At 57.5% G+C, this 21,012-nt stretch carries 19 protein-coding genes; 13 read left to right on the forward strand and 6 right to left on the reverse strand.

The window, feature by feature from the left end:
- Window positions 1-35: 35 nt before the first annotated feature.
- The 9 genes from mlaD (at window position 36) to NLU14_RS01580 (ending at window position 7,387) form a co-directional block, all read left to right on the forward strand.
- Entirely contained in the window at window positions 36-491 is a 456-nt protein-coding gene (mlaD, locus tag NLU14_RS01540; RefSeq protein WP_275704390.1) for an outer membrane lipid asymmetry maintenance protein MlaD, read from the forward strand.
- Window positions 492-516: 25 nt separating this feature from the next.
- Window positions 517-1,170, forward strand: a complete 654-nt coding sequence (locus tag NLU14_RS01545; RefSeq protein WP_275704391.1) for an MlaC/ttg2D family ABC transporter substrate-binding protein — start codon at window positions 517-519, stop codon at window positions 1,168-1,170.
- Complete coding sequence (locus tag NLU14_RS01550; RefSeq protein WP_275704392.1) at window positions 1,167-1,508, forward strand: STAS domain-containing protein; 342 nt, start codon at window positions 1,167-1,169, stop codon at window positions 1,506-1,508. Before NLU14_RS01545 ends, NLU14_RS01550 begins: the two co-directional genes overlap by 4 nt.
- A gap of 60 nt (window positions 1,509-1,568) precedes the next feature.
- Complete coding sequence (locus tag NLU14_RS01555; RefSeq protein ID WP_275704393.1) at window positions 1,569-1,811, forward strand: BolA family protein; 243 nt, start codon at window positions 1,569-1,571, stop codon at window positions 1,809-1,811.
- 27 nt (window positions 1,812-1,838) lie between these two features.
- The gene (gene murA, locus NLU14_RS01560) at window positions 1,839-3,101 is read left to right on the forward strand and encodes a UDP-N-acetylglucosamine 1-carboxyvinyltransferase (protein WP_275704394.1); all 1,263 of its coding nucleotides are present in this window, start codon (window positions 1,839-1,841) and stop codon (window positions 3,099-3,101) included.
- Between the two features lie 22 nt (window positions 3,102-3,123).
- Window positions 3,124-3,771 (forward strand): ATP phosphoribosyltransferase, encoded by a 648-nt coding sequence (gene hisG, locus NLU14_RS01565; protein ID WP_275704395.1) that lies wholly within the window; start codon window positions 3,124-3,126, stop codon window positions 3,769-3,771.
- 188 nt (window positions 3,772-3,959) lie between these two features.
- Window positions 3,960-5,267 (forward strand): histidinol dehydrogenase, encoded by a 1,308-nt coding sequence (hisD, locus tag NLU14_RS01570; protein ID WP_275704396.1) that lies wholly within the window; start codon window positions 3,960-3,962, stop codon window positions 5,265-5,267.
- A 285-nt stretch (window positions 5,268-5,552) separates the two neighbouring features.
- Window positions 5,553-6,608, forward strand: a complete 1,056-nt coding sequence (gene hisC / locus NLU14_RS01575) for a histidinol-phosphate transaminase (RefSeq protein ID WP_275704397.1) — start codon at window positions 5,553-5,555, stop codon at window positions 6,606-6,608.
- 35 nt (window positions 6,609-6,643) lie between these two features.
- The gene (locus NLU14_RS01580; RefSeq protein WP_275704398.1) at window positions 6,644-7,387 is read left to right on the forward strand and encodes a Nif3-like dinuclear metal center hexameric protein; all 744 of its coding nucleotides are present in this window, start codon (window positions 6,644-6,646) and stop codon (window positions 7,385-7,387) included.
- Window positions 7,388-7,394: 7 nt separating this feature from the next.
- On the opposite strand, the gene NLU14_RS01585 is transcribed toward NLU14_RS01580, so the two are convergent.
- Window positions 7,395-7,835: a Z-ring associated ZapG family protein gene (locus NLU14_RS01585; RefSeq protein ID WP_275704399.1), complete on the reverse strand. Its 441-nt coding sequence runs from the start codon at window positions 7,833-7,835 to the stop codon at window positions 7,395-7,397.
- Window positions 7,836-8,084: 249 nt separating this feature from the next.
- Between NLU14_RS01585 and zapE the strand changes: the two genes are divergently transcribed.
- The 4 genes from zapE (at window position 8,085) to NLU14_RS01605 (ending at window position 15,851) form a co-directional block, all read left to right on the forward strand.
- On the forward strand, window positions 8,085-9,182 hold the full coding sequence (gene zapE / locus NLU14_RS01590; protein ID WP_275704728.1) for a cell division protein ZapE: 1,098 nt from the start codon (window positions 8,085-8,087) through the stop codon (window positions 9,180-9,182).
- 387 nt (window positions 9,183-9,569) lie between these two features.
- Window positions 9,570-11,471 carry a DUF1302 domain-containing protein gene (locus NLU14_RS01595; protein ID WP_275704400.1) on the forward strand — a complete coding sequence of 634 codons (1,902 nt, stop codon included), beginning with the start codon at window positions 9,570-9,572 and terminating at the stop codon, window positions 11,469-11,471.
- Window positions 11,472-11,504: 33 nt separating this feature from the next.
- Window positions 11,505-12,866, forward strand: a complete 1,362-nt coding sequence (locus NLU14_RS01600) for a DUF1329 domain-containing protein (RefSeq protein ID WP_275704401.1) — start codon at window positions 11,505-11,507, stop codon at window positions 12,864-12,866.
- A gap of 288 nt (window positions 12,867-13,154) precedes the next feature.
- The gene (locus NLU14_RS01605) at window positions 13,155-15,851 is read left to right on the forward strand and encodes a LuxR C-terminal-related transcriptional regulator (RefSeq protein WP_275704402.1); all 2,697 of its coding nucleotides are present in this window, start codon (window positions 13,155-13,157) and stop codon (window positions 15,849-15,851) included.
- Here the strand turns inward: NLU14_RS01605 and NLU14_RS01610 are convergent.
- The 5 genes from NLU14_RS01610 to yacG form a co-directional block, all read right to left on the reverse strand.
- The gene (locus tag NLU14_RS01610; RefSeq protein WP_275704403.1) at window positions 15,804-16,751 is read right to left on the reverse strand and encodes an acyltransferase; all 948 of its coding nucleotides are present in this window, start codon (window positions 16,749-16,751) and stop codon (window positions 15,804-15,806) included. The two genes, NLU14_RS01605 and NLU14_RS01610, sit on opposite strands and share 48 nt — an antisense overlap.
- Before the next feature lie 49 nt (window positions 16,752-16,800).
- Entirely contained in the window at window positions 16,801-17,727 is a 927-nt protein-coding gene (locus NLU14_RS01615) for a glucosaminidase domain-containing protein (protein WP_275704404.1), read from the reverse strand.
- A gap of 78 nt (window positions 17,728-17,805) precedes the next feature.
- Complete coding sequence (locus tag NLU14_RS01620; RefSeq protein ID WP_275704405.1) at window positions 17,806-19,998, reverse strand: hypothetical protein; 2,193 nt, start codon at window positions 19,996-19,998, stop codon at window positions 17,806-17,808.
- A gap of 155 nt (window positions 19,999-20,153) precedes the next feature.
- The gene (locus NLU14_RS01625) at window positions 20,154-20,708 is read right to left on the reverse strand and encodes a YfaZ family outer membrane protein (protein WP_275704406.1); all 555 of its coding nucleotides are present in this window, start codon (window positions 20,706-20,708) and stop codon (window positions 20,154-20,156) included.
- Window positions 20,709-20,809: 101 nt separating this feature from the next.
- Window positions 20,810-20,998, reverse strand: coding sequence for a DNA gyrase inhibitor YacG (gene yacG, locus NLU14_RS01630; RefSeq protein ID WP_275704407.1), 189 nt, complete (start codon window positions 20,996-20,998; stop codon window positions 20,810-20,812).
- Window positions 20,999-21,012: the final 14 nt, after the last annotated feature.

Consider the following 21,012-nt stretch of genomic DNA (forward strand, 5'->3'; position numbering starts at 1 on the left):
CGGTATACTGAAACAACAGGAAGCAGGGGGCCGGAATGGCACAGAGAACAACAGAAGTCATTGTGGGGCTTTTCATGATCGCCGGCATTGCCGCCTTGATGTTCCTGGCGTTGCAGGTCAGCGGGTTGACACCGAAAGCGCCGGAGAGCTCCTACACGCTCTATGCCAATTTCAACGATGCTGGCGGGCTGACACCGCGGGCAAAGGTGTCGATGGCGGGGGTGACCGTGGGCAAGATCCGGGAAATTTCCCTCAACAGGGAAACCTATCAGGCCCGGGTGGTCATTGACGTCAATGCCAGTGTCGACAATATCCCGGCGGACAGCTCCGCAGTAATACGTACATCCGGCCTGCTCGGTGAACAGTACATTGATATTTCCGTGGGTGGCGATATGGAGTCCCTGAAGGACGGGGACACCTTTTACTCCACGCAGTCAGCCATGAATCTTGAGCGGCTCATATCCAACTTTGCCTCCGGGCAGTCACAATGAAGAAAGTGGTTTACAGGAGACAACCATGGTTCTGATCAGACACAGCCTGCTGTTCGTTGCATTGCTAATGACGGTGCTGGCAGCTCCCGCCCACGCCAGCTCGGAGGAAGATCTACGCGAATACGTTGACGAAAACACCCAGCGCCTTGTCGACAAGCTTCACGAGGAAAAGGGTCTGTACGAGGAAAATCCACAGGCTTTTTATCGGAGCATGGACGAGGAGTTGAAAAACTTCGTGGACTTCCGCCGCATAGCGGCCCGGGTCATGGGCCGCTATGCGCGGCAGACGTCGCCCGAGCAGCGGGATGAGTTCGTGGAAAAGTTCAAGCGCAGCCTCTTCGACAGCTATGCCCAGGCCCTGGTCAGCGCTGACGATTTCACCATTGAGGTAAAAGACGCGGTTATCAACCCGAACGATGATGAGCGCGCCTCCGTGCGTATGGAAGTCATCAGTGCCTCCGGTAATCGATATCCGGTGACCTACTCCATGTACAAAACGGAGGAGGGGCGCTGGATGATGGAGAACGTGATCGTCGAAGGTGTGAATATAGGCTTGGCGTTCCGTGACCGTTTCAGCCAGGAAATGGAAAAGAACGGCGGCAAGGTCCAGGCCGTGATTGACAGTTGGGGCGATGCGGTTGAGTCCCTGAACCTTGAAGGCGAAGTCGACAACTCATGACTGGGTGCCCGGCCTCTGTGACCCTGGACGGCGATACCCTCTCTGTCAGCGGCAGCGTTGACCCGTTGACAGTGGCTACTGTGAGACGGGAGGGCGAAAAGCTTATCCTGGACAGCGAGGCGGACCTGGTTGTAGATCTGTCCGCCATGGGCACCGCCCACAGCGTGGTGCTCTCTCTTTTGCTTTGCTGGCAGCGTCTTGCGGACAGTCGCAGCCAGACCCTCCGCTTTACCGGCGTTGGCGATCGGCTGGTATCACTGGCGGCGCTGAGTGGCCTTGACCGGCAGTTGTCGGGTTTTTGCTCACAGTCATTGCCCGAAAACCTGCACCAAAGCTGACCCGAATGCCATAATTGGTTACAATCTCGCCCCTGATTCGAAAACGCCCGAGGATTTTTTATGGAAGCCACCGAAGTCGCCGAGTTGGTCAAAGAGGCACTGCCTGGCTGCGAAGTTGAAGTGCAGATCGACGGTAATCATTATCTCGTTGTTGTGGTGGGTGATGTTTTTGAAGGGCTGCCCACCATCAAACGGCAGCAACTGATCAACAAGGCGCTTTTCCAGCACATTGTCGATGGCACCATTCACGCCCTGCACCCCAAGGCCTTTACCCCGGCTGAATGGGCTGCGCGCCAGGGCTGATAAGCCCGCAAACTACAGGACACAATTGTGGATAAACTTCTGATCAGGGGCCGCAAGCCTCTCGACGGCGAAATCCGGATTTCCGGTGCCAAGAACGCTGCGCTCCCGATTCTCGCCGCCACATTGCTGGCGGACGAACCGGTGACCGTAGGCAACCTGCCGCACCTGAACGACATCACCACCATGATCGAGCTGCTTGGCCGCATGGGCGTGGAACTGATGATCGATGAGAAAATGAGCGTCGAGGTTCACGCCAATACCATCAAGCAATTCCATGCGCCCTACGAGCTGGTGAAGACCATGCGCGCCTCGATCCTGGTGCTCGGGCCGCTGGTAGCACACTTTGGCGAAGCAGAAGTGTCACTGCCCGGTGGTTGCGCCATCGGCAGCCGGCCGGTGAACCTGCACATTCACGGCCTGGAAATGATGGGCGCCGAGATCAAGGTCGAGAACGGCTATATCAAGGCGAAAACCAACGGTCGCCTGAAAGGGGCTCACATCTTCCTGGATACGGTTACTGTCACCGGTACCGAGAACCTGATGATGGCGGCGGCGCTTGCGGATGGTAAAACCATCCTTGAGAACGCCGCACGGGAACCGGAAGTGGTGGATCTCGCCGAATGCCTGATCGCCATGGGCGCCGACATCAAGGGCCATGGCTCCGCGACCATTGAGATCAACGGCGTTGAGCGGCTGCACGGCTGTCACTACGATGTCCTTCCGGACCGGGTTGAAACCGGCACCTATCTGGTTGCTGCGGCAGCAAGCCGCGGCCGGGTAAAGCTCAAGGACACTCGTGAAGACTTGTTGGAAGCCGTCCTGCTGAAGCTGGAAGAGGCGGGTGCCCACATCGATACCGGCAAGGACTGGATTTCCCTGGACATGAAAGGGAACCAACCAAAGGCGGTCAGCCTGCGCACGGCGCCGTACCCGGCGTTCCCGACCGACATGCAGGCCCAGTTTGCAGCAATGAATGCTGTGTCCGAGGGGACCGGCACCATCGTGGAAACGGTCTTCGAAAACCGTTTCATGCACTTGCAGGAACTGATCCGCATGGGCGCGGACATCACCCTTGAGGGCAACGCAGCCATCATCAAGGGCGTGGACCACCTCACCGGCGCCCCGGTTATGGCGACGGACTTGCGGGCGTCCGCGAGCCTGGTCATTGCCGGGCTGGTGGCGGATGGCGATACCATCGTCGATCGCATCTACCACATCGACCGTGGTTACGAGTGTATCGAAGAGAAATTGCAGCTGCTGGGCGCCAGTATCCGCCGCCTGCCAGCCTGAACACATTGAACCGGAAGGACGCATGACCGACTCCATCACCATCGCACTGTCGAAGGGGCGAATCCTCGACGAGACCCTGCCGCTGTTGAAAGAAGCGGGTATCGAGCTGGTCGACGATGTAAAAAAGTCCCGTAAACTGGTGTTTCCCACTACCGATCCGAACGTGCGGGTGCTGATTCTTCGCGCAACGGATGTGCCCACCTATGTTCAATATGGCGGGGCGGACCTGGGCGTGACCGGCAAGGACGTGCTGATGGAGCATGGCGGTGAGGGGCTTTATGAGCCGCTGGATCTGAATATTTCCCGGTGTCGGTTGATGACGGCCGGTAAGAAAAATACCGCTGCTCCAGAAGGTCGCCTGCGTGTAGCGACCAAGTTTGTGAACTTAGCGCGTCGTTACTACTCCGCTCAGGGGCGACAGGCTGACATCATTAAGCTTTACGGCGCTATGGAGCTTGCACCAATTCTCGGTCTGGCCGATGAAATCGTCGACATAGTGGATACGGGCAACACCCTGAAAGCAAACGGTCTTGAGCCGCGCGAGCTCATTGAGCACATCAGTAGCCGCCTGGTTGTGAATCGTGCGTCCATGAAGATGAAACACGAAGGCATTAATCCCATAATTGAGAAAATGGCGGTTGCCGTCGAGAAAAGGCGGGCTTCGGAGTAAGAACGGCTCAGGAAGGGCTTTCCAAAACACGCTCCTTCGGCACATCCATGTGACGCTTGGACTCCGCCATCCATGGCTCCGTACAGTTTTGGAAAGCCCTTCCTGAGCCGTCCCCGGAGCCTTTGCCGTGCCTTCAAGCAAGTGACTTTCAAACCGTGGGGAGAATCCCGCAAAGCAGGAAAGACGAAATGACGGATATCAGCATCAGACGATTGAACGCCTCCCAAAGTGACTTCGACAGCGCGCTGGCCAAGCTGCTGGCGTGGGATGACAGTGTTGATCATCAGGTGAATGAATCGGTTCGTCATATACTGCATCAGGTAAAAACTCGCGGTGATGCAGCGGTTCTGGAATTTACCGAGAAGTTTGACCGGTTGAAGGTTGGCTCTGTTGCCGAGCTGGAGATGGGGCAGGACCGCTTGCAGAAGGCTCTGACGGCGATTCCCCAGGATCAGCGTATTGCACTTGAGAAAGCCGCTGAGCGGGTTCGTGATTATCACGAGCGCCAGAATCAGAAGTCCTGGCAGTACGAGGACGAAGACGGCACGGTACTGGGGCAGAAGGTGACGCCGTTGGATCGGGCAGGGCTGTATGTGCCTGGTGGCAAGGCGGCTTATCCGTCATCTGTGCTGATGAACGCCATTCCGGCAAAGGTGGCGGGAGTAGGCGAGGTGATCATGGTGGTTCCCACGCCGGATGGTGTGGTGAACGATATGGTTCTGGCCGCTGCGGCGATTGCCGGAGTGGATCGCGTCTTCTGTGTGGGCGGTGCCCAGGCGGTGGGCGCGCTGGCTTATGGCACGGAAACCATTCCTGCGGTTGATAAGATCGTTGGCCCCGGCAATATTTTTGTGGCCACCGCCAAGCGGGAAGTGTTTGGCACCGTAGGCATCGACATGATCGCCGGTCCATCCGAGATTCTGGTGATCTGTGACGGCAAAACCGATCCGGACTGGATTGCAATGGACCTGTTCTCCCAGGCGGAGCATGACGAGCAGGCCCAGTCTATTCTGATCAGCCCGGACGCGGATTTTCTGGATGCGGTGGAAGCCAGCATCAGCAAACTGCTGCCCACCATGGAACGCGCCGATATTATCGCCACGTCCATGACCGACCGGGCTGCACTGATTCACGTGGCGAATCTGTCCGAAGCTGCTCTGGTTTCCAACCGCATTGCGCCCGAGCATTTGGAGCTTTCGGTGGAAGACCCGGAGAGCCTGGTGGAAGAAATCCGCCACGCAGGTGCAATCTTTATGGGCCGCTTCACGGCCGAGGCGCTGGGTGACTATTGTGCCGGGCCGAACCACGTGTTGCCGACTTCTGGTACTGCGCGGTTTTCGTCGCCGCTGGGGGTTTATGACTTCCAGAAGCGGTCATCCATTATCGGGTTTTCTGCCGCGGGTGCGGACCGGATGGGCAGAGTGGCGTCGGTTCTGGCCCGGGGTGAGGGGCTTACGGCGCATGCCCGGTCTGCGGAGTATCGGGTTAAGGATTAGCAGGTAGGTCGGATTAGCGCAGCGTAATCAGACAGGCAGGTTTTGTCGGATTGTGCTGCGATGAATTCGATTTATACGTTGGCTGGGTTGTCGGATTACGGCCCGTTGGGCCTAATCCGACCTACTTTTTGAGAAGACTATCGTCAAAGTCTGCGAGGGTGGTGCGGAGGGCTTCCCGGGGATGTCTCCGGCCATGGATGGCCGGAGTCAAGCGCACATGGATGTGCTCGTAGCGTGCCCCGGGAAGCCCTCCGCACCACCCGCCCCCTCAGGAGTCGAAGGAAAATGAGCAAGTACTGGAGCCCATTGGTTGAAAAGCTGACCCCTTATGTACCGGGGGAGCAGCCGAAGATGGCCAATCTGGTGAAGCTGAATACCAACGAAAACCCCTTCGGCCCCTCGCCGAGGGTTGTCGAGGCCATCACATTGGAACTCAACGACAACCTCCGGCTCTACCCGGACCCCGAAAGCGAAGCGCTGAAAGCCACCATCGCACAATACTACAGCGTCCAGAGCGAACAGGTATTCCTGGGCAACGGCTCCGACGAAGTGCTCGCGCACATATTCTACGGCCTGTTCCAGCACGGTGAACCCGTCCTGTACCCGGACGTCACCTACAGCTTCTACCCGGTGTACTGCGGCCTCTACAACATCGAAGGCAAGACCGTACCACTGACCGACAGCTTCGAAATCAACCCCGAAGACTACAAACAGCCCAACGGCGGCATCATCTTCCCCAATCCCAATGCCCCGACAGGGCGTTACCTGGCGTTGGACAAGGTCGAAGCCATTGTCGCTGCCAATCCCGACCGCGTTGTGGTCGTGGACGAGGCCTACGTGGATTTCGGCGGCGAAAGCGCCATCAAACTGGTGGGGCAATACCCCAATCTGCTGGTTTGCCAGACGCTCTCCAAGGCGCGTTCCCTGGCCGGGTTGCGGGTCGGTTTTGCCATTGGCAGTCCCGAAGTTATCGAAGCCCTGAACCGGGTCAAGAACAGCTTCAACTCCTACCCGCTGGACCGCCTGGCTCAGGCTGGTGCCATCGCCGCCTTCCAGGACGAAGACTGGTTCCGGGCCACCTGTGAAGGCGTGATTGGCGAGCGGGACTGGGTCACCTCAAAGCTCGAAGCCCTGGGTTTTGAGGTTCTGCCTTCGAAAGCCAACTTTATCTTCGCCCGTCATCCGGACCACGCCGGCGAGGCGCTGGCAAAGGGATTGCGCGAGCAGGGCGTGATCGTGCGCCACTTCAACAAGCCCCGTATCTCGGACTTCCTGCGCATCACCATCGGCACGGCGGACCAGAACAAGCGGCTGATTGAATGCCTGAAAACGCGGGTGTGATACGATAATTTCCAAGCAATAACCACGGAGATCCCATGGCATCACGCAGCGATATCATCCGCACGATGAACGAATGGCTTACCCCGGAGAACTTCCAGGATTACTGTCCTAACGGTCTGCAGGTTGAGGGCAGGGAAGAGGTGAATACCATTGTCACCGGTGTAACCGCCTCCCGGGCGCTGATTGACGCAGCCATCGACGCCGGCGCCGACATGATCCTGGTGCACCATGGGTACTTCTGGAAAGGTGAGGACCAGGCCATTCGGGGCATGAAGCGGGACCGGATCAAACGCCTGCTGGATCACGATATCAACCTGGTTGCCTATCACCTGCCGCTGGATGACCATCCGGACTACGGTAACAATCGCCAGTTGGCTGATGTGCTGGGTATTCGTGATCCCGAACCATTAGGTGGCCTCGTATGGCAGGGGACGCTGGATGCGCCCATGTCGCCACAGGCGTTCAGGGATCTGATTGGCGAACGGCTCGCCCGAGAGCCTCTTCTGGTAGGGGCGGGGCCCGCGGAGATTTCCAGGGTTGGCTGGTGTACCGGCGCTGCCCAAGGATTCATCGGCAAGGCACTGGAAGCCGGGCTGGATGCGTATATCAGCGGTGAGATTTCAGAGCCGACAACCCATACCGCCCGTGAGTGTGGCATCCACTACTATGCCGCCGGGCATCACGCCACAGAGCGCTATGGTGTTCAGGCCCTGGCCCGGGCCCTGGAGAAAACGTTTGGGGTCAGCCACCGGTTTATCGATTGCGACAACCCCGTTTAATCGTCCGTCAGGCTTTCTGCTGTTTCTCGGTCAGCCCGAAATCCTCGGCCAGCGTGCCTTTCTCTTGCGGATCGCTCTTGGGGGCGTAGTCCCGGGGTGGTTCTGCATCGTCCTTGCTGCCGGAACCTTCTTCCAGGCGCGCCTTGGCGTTTTCCTTCTCCAGCTCCAGCAGCCAGTCTTCATCGTTACACAGGCGATTAGCGCCCCTGGCCATGTGCTGGTTCACATCCCGATAGGTGTCGTTGAAGCGGCGCAACAGGTGCGCGGATTCCATAAAGTGCTCATTAACCTGCGCCTGGTAGCGGGTGTACTCGTTCCTCAGCTCTTCAATCTGCTGTTCGGCCCGGCGCTGCCTCAGGGTGGAGCCCTGACCGGAGCGGCCAAACAGAACCCCGATGACAATGCCAACAATCAATGCGGCGATGGCTGCCAGAATCAGGTTTGTCATAAGCTGTGTCATCCTTTTGATGAATAGGAAGTCCTTCCTTAAGTATAACGTCCGAACGCCCTCTCACGCACGATTGGCTCCTGCGCCAATCGTCGTATTGCATCGGATCACTGCCCGGCCCCCGCGGCTGCAGCGGTTCCGGGGACTATCGAACGTGGCGAAAAAAGCCAAAATCGGCCACAATACGCCGCCGTTATGAATGACCATACTTCGGGAAACGCCTTAATGACACCCCAAAAGCGCATCCATATGACCCCATGGGAACGATACCAGCAGGACCTCGAACGGCCCGAATTCCATAAGGACGCGGCCCAGGAAGATGCCGTCCGCCGTTTGCAGTCACTTTACGACAAACTGGTGGCGGCGGAAAGGGAGCGCGATAAACCGATGGTCAAACTCCGCCTCAAACTCAGGAAGGGTAAAGAAGATCCGGTCAAGGGTCTGTACTTCTGGGGTGGCGTCGGCCGTGGCAAGACCTACCTGATGGACACCTTCTACGAAGCTCTGCCGTTTGACCGCAAAATGCGAGTCCACTTCCATCGCTTTATGCAGCGGGTCCATAAGGAACTGAAAAGCCTGAAGGGCGAGAAAAACCCGTTGGATATTGTGGCCAGAATGTTCGCCGATGAAACCCGGGTTATCTGTTTCGACGAGTTTTTTGTCTCGGATATCGGCGACGCCATGATCCTGGCGACATTGATGGATGGCCTGTTCAGCCGTGGTGTGACCCTGGTCTGTACCTCCAATATCGTCCCGGACGGTCTCTACAAGGATGGTCTCCAGCGTGCCAGGTTCCTGCCTGCCATTGAACTGGTCAAGAAGCACACCGACGTGGTGAATGTGGATGGGGGGGTGGACTATCGCCTGAGAACCCTGGAGCAAGCAGAGCTTTACCACTACCCGCTGGATGAGGAGGCCGACACCAGCCTCCAGCAAAGCTACGACGGCCTTGCGCTTGAGGCCGGCAGCCACAGCCTCGAGCTGGATATCAATGGCCGTAAGCTAAAGGCGATCAGTCACGCGGACGACGTAGTCTGGTTCGATTTCAAAACCCTGTGCGACGGCCCACGAAGCCAGAATGACTACATTGAACTGGCCCGGGAGTTTCACGCCGTTATCATCAGCAACGTGCCGGTCCTCGGTAAAGACAAGGAAGACCAGGCCCGTCGGTTTATCAACATGATCGACGAGTTTTACGACCGGAACGTGAAGGTGATTATTTCCGCGGAGGCAGCCATCACCGAATTATACGCCGGCGGCCGGCTCGGGTTTGAGTTTGAGCGAACGGAATCGCGGTTATTGGAAATGCAGTCGAGGGAGTACCTTGAGGCGCCTCATAAAGCCTGACAGGTGTCGGATTACGCTTCGCTAATCCGACCTACGAAAACACGGATAGAACCCGTAGGTCGGATTAGGCAAAGCCGTAATCCGACAACCAAGCCCCCGTAGGTGGATTAAGTGAAACGCAATCCGACAAACCTGCTGTTCCACCCCGGAAAACTCGTCTCCAGAGCCGGCTGGTTGCATCCAAAAATGTTGACTATAGTGATTCAGTGCGAGGGAAGTCTGCCGCTGAGAGGGGCGTAATCGTAAAATCATACTTTTGACTGATCAAAGCGTTCGATGGCGTTAGCTATAGTGCCAACATCACGAGCACTGTGCATGAAGCCTCCAAACATCGTGAACACCAATAATCAGAGCAGCGACTCAGAACAACAATGGAGTAGCCTTCCAATGACAAGAAAAACACATCAATGGCAGCAGTGGACCAAATTGCCGCTGGCCGTAGCAGTTGCAGCCGGAATGTCCGGGCAGGCAGCTGCCTATTCATTTTATGTGGGGGATGTGGAAGCCTCTTTTAACACCACGCTGTCGGCGGGTATTGGCTGGCGTACCGAGTCACAGGACAGAAGGTTGATTGCCCAGGGTAACCTTGGCCCCGAGTATGCTCCCGGTGGGTCAATGGAAAACATCGGTGCTTCCACCAACAACTACGATGACGGTAACCTCAACTTCGAGAAGGGGGATACCTACTCCAAGATCGTCAAAGGCAACAGCGAACTGTTCCTGAACTATAACGTAGACAGTGACACGCTGACTCGCGTTGGTGGCTTTGTCCGTGGCCGTTACTGGTATGACTTCGAATTGAAAGACGAGAACCGGGCCGTGGACCCTGTCGGTAATCGTCGGGAACTGAACGAGGAAGCCAAGGATAACGCCTCCGGTGGTGAAATCCTCGACGCCTACATCTTCTCGGACTGGTACTTCGGCAATGTGCCGGTCAGTCTTCGCTACGGTAAACAAGTGCTGAGCTGGGGTGAAAGCACCTTTATACAGGGTGGTATCAACACCATTAACCCGATTGACGTGCCAGCCTTCCGCGCTCCGGGGTCAGAACTGAAAGACGCGCTCCTGCCGGTCGAGATGTTCTATGCCTCCGCTGGCATCACGGAAAATGTGACCGTTGAAGCCTTTGTGCAGGCAGATTGGGAACCGGTTCGTCCGGACGACTGTGGTACCTTCTTCTCCACAAACGACTTTGCGGCTGATGGTTGTGGCCCGGTGTTGCTGGCTGGTCAATTGTCTGATGAGCAGGCTTACAAACAAGGTTTCATTGCGCCTCGTCTGGCAGACCGCGAAGCGGATTCCAAGGATCAGTTTGGTGTAGCGTTGCGCTGGTATGTGCCCGCGCTGAATGACTCGGAAATTGGCTTTTATTACATCAAGTACAACAGCCGTCTGCCTTACGTCAGTGGCCTTGTAAACAACCCGTCTTCTCCGAGTGGATCCCAGCAGAATGATCCCAGTAAAGATTTCTCTACGTTCCCCAGTTACTTTATTGAGTATCCAGAGAACATCAATCTATACGGTATCAGTATCAACACTACAACGCCGGGTGGCTGGTCTCTGGGCGCGGAGTACAGCTTCCGTGACAACATGCCCTTGCAGTGGAACGCTTTTGAGCTTATCTATGGCGGTCTTCAGCAGCGTGGTCCCAATGGCGAGATCCTGAGTAAACTTGAGAAGCAGCGTCTTGAAGAAGCCAATGGAGCGAATCTTGCGGGCAAGGCGACTGATGGCTATGACCGCTTCAATGTTTCGCAGGCGCAGTTCACGCTGATCAAGTTCTTCGACCAGGTCATGGGCGCAAGCCGTCTGTCCCTGATCACCGAGTTTGGTGCCACATACGTTCATGATCTGCCGGATGAAGATGAAGCCCGTTATGGCCGCTCAGGTACCTTCGGCATTGGTACCCTTCCGGTGGCTGGATCCAACTTTACCGGTGACTTCTGTGAGGCTGGCGCCAACATCAACACCAACTACTGCAACAACGAAGGCTTCACCACTTCCTTCTCCTGGGGCTACCGTACTCGTCTGGTCTGGAGCTACCCGAACGCAATCGCCGGCATCAACCTGTCGCCGCAACTGGCCTGGAGCCATGACGTTCAGGGCTATGCGCCACAACCTGGCGGCAACTTCAACGAAGGCAACAAAGCCATTGGTGTGTCGCTCCAGGGCGTGTACCAGAACCGTATAACCGGTAATATCGGTTACACAAACTTTTTCGGTGGCAAGCCGTATAACGAGTTGACCGACCGTGACTTCGTGAGTGCGAGCGTTTCCTACTCATTCTGATTCGGCCTGAATTCGTTTAACGAGGTAATTTAAATGAAACTGAACAAGAAGCTACTGGCCACTGGCATCCTGTCCGCATCCCTGATTGCGGGTAACGCCTTTGGTGCGGTTTCCGCAGAGGAAGCGGCCAAGCTCGGCAACTCGCTCACGCCAATGGGTGCGGAGAAGGCCGGTAACGGGGATGAAATTCCGGCCTGGGATGGCGGCCTGACGACTGCACCGGCAGGCTACGAAGGTGATGGCATCTATGTGAACCCGTTCCCGAATGAGGAACCCCTGTTTACGATCGACCAGAGCAACGTTGACCAGTACGCAGACAACCTCTCTCCCGGGCAGGTTGCCATGATCAAGCGCTATGATGACTACATCATGCCGGTGTATGAAACGCACCGTACCGCTGCGTATCCTGAGGAGGTAATGGAGGAGACGGTTGAGAATGCGACAACCGTGGAACTGATCAAGGATGGTAACGGTCTGGGCAACTACCAGACGGCGACGCCTTTCCCCATTCCGCAGAATGGCCTGGAAGTTATCTGGAACCACATTACCCGTTACCGTGGCGGTTCCGTGCAGCGTAACGTCGGGCAGGTGACTCCGACCGAGGACGGCGCATTCAGTGTTGTAAAATTCCAGGACGAACTGACCTGGAAAACCTACCTGGAAGACTACGAGCCAGGAATGGACCCCAACGTCCTGTTCTATTTCAAGCAGGCCATTACCGCTCCGGCGCGTCTGGCTGGTAACGTCCTGCTGGTCCACGAGACCATTGACCAGGTTGAAGAGCCGCGTCGCGCGTGGGTATACAACGCGGGCCAGCGTCGTGTGCGCCGGGCTCCGCAGGTAGCTTACGATGGGCCGGGTACCGCTGCTGACGGCATGCGTACCTCCGACAACTTCGACATGTTCAACGGCGCTCCTGATCGATATAACTGGGAGTTGATCGGCAAGAAGGAAATGTACATCCCGTACAACTCCTACAAGCTGGTTGATCGGGACCTGTCTTATGACCAGATCATTAAAGCGGGCCACATCAACCAGAACCTGACCCGCTATGAACTGCATCGCGTGTGGCACGTACGTGCGACCCTGAAGGATGGTGAGCGTCATATATACGCCCAGCGTGACTTCTACATCGATGAAGACTCATGGCAGGCGGCGGTCATTGATCACTACGACGGCCGTGGTGAACTGTGGCGTGTTGCCGAGGCGCACAGCATGCAGTTCTACGATCAGGTTGTTCCCTGGTACGCCATCGAAACCCTGTATGATTTGCTGTCCGGTCGCTACCTGGTGCTTGGTCTGACCAATGAGGAAACCAATCCGTACGAGTTCGGTGTTGAGCGCCGTTCCCGTGACTACACACCAGCAGCCCTGCGTCGTGCGGGCACCCGGTAAATCAATACTTTCCCGGGAGTGATCCCGGGGCACGAAAAAACGGCGGGCCCTGGCTCGCCGTTTTTTTATGGGCGCTATTAACCTTTCACGATTGTTGGAAATTTGCCGGTGTTTTAGGGGCTTCCCGTCAAATTTTTGCAGCCTACCCCTGATTTGGTTTAACCTCTCCCTACTAATACTAAAGGCGTACCCGATGCAGGACGCCACAACAAAGACAAAGCAGAGATCACATTTGCCGGAAAAGGGCCCGCAGGGCTCGCAAATTCCGGGTTTTCAACGGGGCAAAGAGTGAAACCATTCGATGATGGCTGTGCGGCCAACGATGAGTTCCAGTCAACGTTAGGCGGAATGCATCGTGGCGAGTTGATCAGGGATTTGCTGCGTCAGCGGGTACGGATGCCAGAACCCGTTCCCAATTACCTCAAAAGGCCGGCGCTCACAGAAAAGCTGACTTCAGCCATAAAGCCGGGGTCGGTCCTGCTGTTGGAGGCGCCGTCCGGCTTTGGAAAAACCCATGCCCTGAGTGCGGTCTTCCGTGAAACCGGCCGCAACCCCGACACCCTGAAATGGCTGGGCCTGACAGGGCAGGAGAATGATGCCGGGCGTTTATTGGCGCTGCTTGAAATTGCGTTGACGCCACCCCGGACGACCTCTCGACCTTCCGGCCAACAAAAGGCCGCCAGCTATACGGATGCGCTCTCATTATTACTGTCTGACGCTCACTGGGCCAACCCGGATAACGACAACGTATTGGTGATCGATAACGTAGGCACGGTTGCCAATCCTGCTGCTATTGCCTTGCTGCAACAGCTGGTAGCGAGCACACCCGCAGGCCTGGCCCTGGTGATGGTGTCCAGAAAGCCGTTACCCTTTGAGACCCACACTTTTGAACTGGAAGGGCGGTTCAACCGGATCGGAACCGACTCCCTTGAGCTGACAAGATCGGAGACCTTCGAGTTTTTCCAGACAGCAGTCAGCCGCAACCAGCTCACCACGGTTGCCGTAGAGCACCTCTATTCGCTCACCGAAGGCTGGATCACACCGTTGGGGCTCTACCAGCGGGAACTGGAGTCTGCGCCGGAGTCGCGGCCGCCCATCCAGGAAACCTTCAGCGTTGAACGTTTTCTCAGGGACGCGGTGCTTATCCACCTGACGCCCGGCCAACAGCGCTCGTTGCGAATCATGGCGGAGATGGAAATCGTCTCTGACGAACTGTTCCTGGCACTGGCCGATGCCGGATGCGACCACGCCTTCCGGCCTTCCGCTGCATCGGAAAGTGGCATCCCGTTGCGTCCATTGCCGGGGCGTGGGCGCTGGTACCGGTTGAACCCACTGCTTCACGACTGGCTTCAGACACCTGCCCTGGACGGTTCGCGGGAGCGGGCGTTGAAAGCCAGCCGCTGGTTCAGTGATCGAAATCAGTTCCCCGAGGCACTGCGTTATGCGTTGGTCAGTGGCAACCTGGAGGAGTCGGTCCGGATAGCTTCTGAAGGCTCCGAAGCCTTGCTGATCGGCCAGGATACCGCCTCATTGCTGCGGCTTCGTCGTTCGCTGCCACCGGGATTGCTGGAACGCAGCGCACGCCTGAAAATTGTCTATGGTTGGGTTCATGCCATTGGTGGCCAGTTCAGCCAGGCAAGAACCCTGATCAACGATCTGGATAATGGAGAGCACCCCGAGCTTGCCGGCCGGATCGACGCCCTCAGGGCCTTTATCCTTCGTGGTGAAGGCAGCGTAGACGAAGCTTTGGCGGTAGCGGACAGGGCCCTGCAGGCGGAAGAACTGTCTACCCAGGGCCAGCTGGTTACGCAACTGGTCCGGTCCAGTGCGTTATGCGCTGGCGGTAAATTTGGTGATGCCAGGGAAGCCAACCGCATCGCCGCCAGGCTGGCCAGGGAGGCCGGCGACTCCGGCTCCGAGATCCTGGCGGTCTATGCCCACGCGCGGATTGAGCTCGGAAAAGGGTCGCTGAAACACGCCGAGCAATTGTTGCGAACCGGCCTGGACACCGCCATGAACGAATCCGCCCGGCCTGCCCGAGTGGGCGAAACCCGGTTGCAGCTGAACCTTGTAATGGTGCTCTGGCACCAGGGGCGTGAAGCGGAAGCGGACCGTTTGCTGGTCACCTGCATCCGCCATGCGGAGCAGACCCGGGACCTCGGCCTGTTACTGGCCATGGCCTTGCGGGTGCTGATTTGCCGAACCCAGAACCGAATGGACGACGCCTTCGCCTGGATTGGCCGTGCCGAGCGCACCATGCAGTCCTGGCAAGTGGATGAGTCAGTGTATGTGCCCGTTCTCGAAGCACTCAAAATCAGTGGCTGGCTGACACTGGGGCAGCCGGATACCGCCGCACAGGCGATGGCCCGGCTCAAACCCTGGCGGGAAGTGAATTGCGTTCCGGAAATGTTCCCGATGATGCCGGGCATGTTGCAGTGCCTGCAAACCAGAATCGAGCTGGCTCGTGGTGATGACATCAAGGCCGCCGAAACGGTCAGGGGCATTCGCGAAAATAACGGCGAGACACTGCCGTTCGGGCTGGATCTCCACTCGCGGCTGCTGGAAAGTGTCCTCAGTTGGCGCCAGAAAGGCTCCGCTGCAGCCCAGAAGATCCTGACTACAGCGATTGCCATGGCGGGAGAAGAGCATTACATCAGCCCCTTTGCGGAGCTCAGGGGGGAGTTGCAGGAGTTGCTGGAGAAGACCTGGCCGCAGTTACCTCATACGCCGTTTGTGGAGTCGATCGGCCGGCTGTATGGTCTGACGGACATGAAGGAACAGGCACCCCTCGCCGAGCCAATCAGCGACCGGGAGCAGGGCGTGCTTGAATTGATTGCCCAGGGGCTGTCAAATCAGGATATTGCCGACCGCCTGCACATTTCCCTGCACACGGTGAAAACCCATGCCCGCCGTATCAACGCCAAGCTCGAGGTGAAATCACGCACCCAGGCCATCGTCCGTGCCCGTGAGCTGGGGCTTCTGTAGCTCTACGGCGGGCAGCTTCAGTTCCTCTATACGAGCATCCTTTTCCTGCCAGATCTGGCTTACCCAGCGCTGGAAGTTCGCCCGCGCCTCACGACTGTTCTCGTAGTCCATGCCCAGGAACCGTTGTGGAATTTCACGGGTCCGTATATCAATGACAATCCGCTGCACCCGTCCGCACAGGTAATCCCAGATGCCGGAGCGGCCGTCGGGGTAGACAATGGTCACATCCAGCATGGTATGCAGGGATTCGCCCATGGCTTCCAGCACAAAGGCGGTGCCGCCAGCGCGGGGCCTGAGCAGGTGTTTGTAGGGAGAGTTCTGGCTCTGGTGTTTGGCCGGGGTCCGCCGTGTCCCTTCCATGAAATTGAAAATGGTCACGGGGGTGTAGCGGAACTTCTCGCAGGCAGCCCTGGTGGCTTCCACGTCCCGGCCCTTGAGTTCCGGGCGGCGGGCAATCTGTTCCTTGGTATGGCGCTGCATGAACGGAAAATCCAGTGCCCACCAGGCCACTCCCAGCAAAGGCACCCAGATCAGTTGTTGCTTGAGGAAGAACTTGAGCAGCGGAATGCGGCTGTTCAGCACATACTGAATGGCGGGAATATCCGCCCAGCTCTGGTGGTTACAGGTGACGAAATACCAGTGCTTCCGGCTCAGTCCCTCGGCGCCGCGAACATCCCACTCAATCTCGTGAAGACCATCAGCCAGCAGATTGTTGAACCCGATCCAGAACCAGGCGATCCGGTTCAGGATAATGGTGCAACCCTTGCGGACCGGAGGCACGGGGATCACCAGCTTGATAACGGCAAACACCATCAGGATCAGGAAGAGCCAAAGGGTGTTGAGGACAATACACAGAATTGCAAGCACACCTTTGACTGGTGCAGGCAAGAACTTGAACATTGACGCTTGTCTCCGGAATACAAATCAGCTCGGTTGTCTTGTGGCGTGTTCAGCCTTCGTCACTGGTTTCATCAGCGACGGTGTTGCCGGGCAGGAGCGCTTTTTCCTGTTTGGCCGAGGCCAGTTGAAACAATCCTTGCGGATCGTCTTCCCGAACAGTGTTCTGGAACTCTTCGTCGTAGTAGTCCAGATTGTTGTAGCTGATCATGCTGCGGATTTCTTCCACATAATCCTCGCCGCGCTCAGAGTATCCCAGCAGGCCGGCTGCAAGCCTTGAGCCACTGGCGAAGTCACCGCTATTGCGCGCCTTCAGGCGAATGTCTCTGAGCCGTTGATAGGTAGGATGGCGATTCAGGTTCTGGATATAGGAGCGCACCGACCGGTACGGAGAGGAAAAATCTGCCACTTCATGGCTGGCACCTTCAACACGGGCCTGTGGCACCAGGCCGCAGCCCCTGGAAAAACACCACTGGCCGAACAGGTTGTTGCCCCGCAGAGCAAAGCGGGAAGTACCCCAGGCAGATTCGTTGGCGGCCTGAGCCATTACAAGGGAGGGGGGAATCACATCCAGGCGGTTCCGAAGCCGCCGGAACATGTCCTCGCTGGCTGGTTCTTCGTCGACGCGCAGTCGTTCTGCCTGGCTTTTAAGCCAGGTCAGCTCCGATTTACTGAGTTCGTCCTTGCCCGCGAGGCTTTCGAGGTACTCGCGTTCAATCAGAATGCGGGAGTTTGCCAGCACAATGCGTGGATAGAGAAACGAGAAAAACGCTGCTTTCTTCTCCGTGGTATCGCGATAGGTCGAAAAATCCGGCAGATCCGCCCGCGACCAATCGGGGAGGGACGGCAGCTTCGACAGGGCAATATCCGATGTTTCGTCGTCGCGGTCGTGGTCAGGGTCCGGCGTGTGCAGTGTGCCCCAAAAACCAAAAACCACCAGTGGAACAAACAGCCAAAGTGCCCGGATACCAGAAGACATAAAACCTCTCGTTACAATCGATATGACAGCGATTATAACAGGTTATACGTGAACGTCGCCCGAGTGGTTTGGTGCCGGCTATTCCGGCAGGCGCGTAGCCATCACCAGCCCGAGCATTTCCTCCTGGCCTTCTGTTTGTCGCAATTGCAGGAAAAACTGGTCCTGATCGCCGGTATAAAAGCCGTCCATCGACAGGTTGCCACCCGTAAATGATGCCGATCCATCACTGTTTGTGCTGTATGCGAGAGAAACTGCACCGGGAACCTGAGCCTGGGGAGAAGAAACCGTTTCAGCATCTACCTGATGGACAATATCGAGTCGCCGGCCTTCCAGGCGGGCACTGCCAGAGGACTCTATCACCAGTAGGGCATTATCAAAATGGCCCAGCCGGTTGCTGGACTGGCTCATTCCCAGGCCCGCGCCCTGTAGCCGGTAACGCCCCTGGGTGGGTGGCGAGGCATCTGGCTGCTCGGCGGCGATCATCAGGCCGTCACCGATGGCGCTGGTATCAAGGTTGAAGGCCATAAGGGTGCCGTCTGGCGTTGACGCGCCGATGCCGATATCGGGCTTTTCGTCGATGCCGGAAGCGCTGTCCCGGTCCAGGTTCAGGCGCCCGTTGCTGACAATTTGGTTTCCACTGTTGGGGGAATATATTCGTGACTCCCGCTCACTGATCACCCAACTGGCATCGCGCTGGCCGGGATTATCGGCCGGAACGGAGACAGTGACGGTGCCGGTGTTGTCCCGGCGCAGGCTGGTGGACGCCATGGTCTGGACGACAGACTGGCCACTGATCTGCCAGTTTCCCACGCCGGCCTCGGCCACCATGGGCTCGGTCTCATCGCCCATGCGGGTAGCGAGATAAACCACGTTATAGTCACGGCCATCCAGGCTCTCCCGCTGGAATCCTTCCTCTCGCAGCAGGTTGAGTTCAAACACCGACAGGTAATGGTCTTCCAGTGTACGTTCCCGCTTCAGCTCCCCGCTTTCGGAACGCAGTTCAATGGCCTTGCCGGCACTGAAATAGCCGCCGAGAACACGGTCCGGCTGCTCGGTGCCGCCACCCACGTAGGCGTCGAGGAAATACGGATTGCGGGTCCAGCCAATGATCCGTGAACTGCCACGGCCGGTGATACTCTGGTAAAGGGCACGGCCCGCCAGCAGGCGAGTATCGTCCTCCAGCGTGGCAGCGCCGGGGGAGGAGGAATGGGTGTTCAGGTCCCAACCCGGGCGGTTGAAGAATTCGTTGCCGTCGGCGTGAATCAACGCCCTGCGGTCGTAGGGAATATCGCTGGCCAGTGACGTGACCCTGATGTTGAAGGCGTCGAACGAGGTTAGCGTCAGGCCCGGATAGATATAGCCGGTGCCGGCCTGATCGGTAATGGTTTCTTCCCGGGCAATCCGCACACCCCACTGACCGGAACCGGCAACACTGGGCTCCAGAAAGGTCTGGCCCAGCTCCAGGCCCCAGAACACCGAGTGATAGTTAGCGGAGCTTGCTTCGATCTTGCCTGACGAGTCCTCACCCAGCAGCGCATAGTCCGCCATGGCGGACACGTAACGGGCGAAATCTCCCCGCTCTTCAAGCAGGGTGAGGGCGCCCTGGACGTCAAGATTGCCGGGTATGTCGATTTCAAAATCGTGAACCTGGTCCGCGAGGGTGGACCAGACATACTTGTTCAGGCAAAGGGTGCTGTTGGCATCGTTCACACAATCCATAATCTGGGTGAACTCACCGGAGCTGTAGTCGCTCAGTGAATGGGTTACCAGGTATTCCGAAAACGGGTTCACCTTTACATCCCGGTCCGCATCCGCTGCCAGGGCGCGCAGCCGGGTGTTGCCGTAGGTGGCTTCGATAACCACATCCGGCCCTACCGGCAGCCCATCCTCAAAGGTGATGACAGTGCGCCCGTTGTCCTCCTCACGGTAGCGGATGTTTACCGATCCGAGTTCGCGAAGTGTCTGGTCGGTCCGGTATGCACGGACAGTATCCGGCTCCACAATCCGCAGGTTGCGGCGTGTCTGCTCGCCGCCCGGGGCTACCAGTTCAGGCACCTCCATGGTTACCCGAACCTCATTGCGCTCCAGGCCGGAGGCGTTGCTGGAATCGCCAGTAGAGCCGGAGGTGAAATCATCAATGGGGTTTTTGGCGGGCGGGAAGCTGTTCTCCTGGCCTGCCGCGCCGTCTATGGCGTCTTCACCACTGCCACAGCCGGTTGTCAGGATAAGGGTGAACAGTAGGGTAAAAGCCCGTGCAGCCGATTGAAACATAAGGTTGTCCATGCCAGATAAACGTTCCCGGAGCGTGAGCCAGAAGTCTACCAAGTTGGCAATGGGCAAAGAGTGAGGAAGGGCACGAAATGGGGAGCGGTAACCCCACCGCGTTACAGGCCGGCGGGGTTACGTTTTCAGGTATCAGGCGCGGGTCAGAAGAAGATCTTCATACCGGCCATCACACCTTCGTCCAGGTTCAGGTCACCACGGCCTTCGAAATTGGTATTCAGGTAACGGTAACCGGCGAATACCTCGGCGTTGCGGATAACGCGATAGCTGCCGCGCAGTTCAACGCTGCTCAGATCGTCGGAATCGCCGAACGAAAGGATGCTGGGCGCGTAGTGGAGCCCGCCCGTGAAGGACAGCCCCGGCACAGTGGGAATGTTCACCGTGGCATAACCACCAAGGCCAACGGCACCGCCGTCGAGCCGGTCGTCATCCCAGCCAAAGGCACGAACACCAATACCAGCCGTGGTAGGCAGGTTCCCAAGTGCCGTGCGGCCCTGGGCGTGAAAATCCACGTTGCCAATATGACGGCTGCCTTCATGGTAGGTATAGCCAGTGCCCACCTGAATGTCGGAATTGGTGCCGAAGAAGTTGACCTGGCCCTTGACCGAGTCGTTGGTCAGGCTCAGGTCCGCATCGGCGGCAAAAACAGGTGCTGCCGCAAGTGACAGAACGATAAGGGGAATTCGGGACGCTTTCATTCTTCGACCTTCTCATTTATTGAATGTAACCGCCGGAATGGTAACGGCCCGGCTCGGGTGGCTCAACTTAAAACGGGTTAAGGGCTGGTTAATACAGGCGATCAGTGGCTTGTGGTATCACCGCCCTGATCCAGATCATCGGGGGACACGTTCTCCGCGGGAACACGGTATTCCTCATTGGCCCAGGCGCCCAGATCAATCAGTTTACAACGTTCGGAACAGAAAGGGCGAAAAGGGTTGTCCTCATTCCATTCCACAGACTTCTTACAAGTGGGGCATTCTACGTTCATGGTGGCCTTGTCGG

The organism is Marinobacter iranensis, assembly GCF_029207565.1.
GTDB classification, from domain to species: domain Bacteria; phylum Pseudomonadota; class Gammaproteobacteria; order Pseudomonadales; family Oleiphilaceae; genus Marinobacter; species Marinobacter iranensis.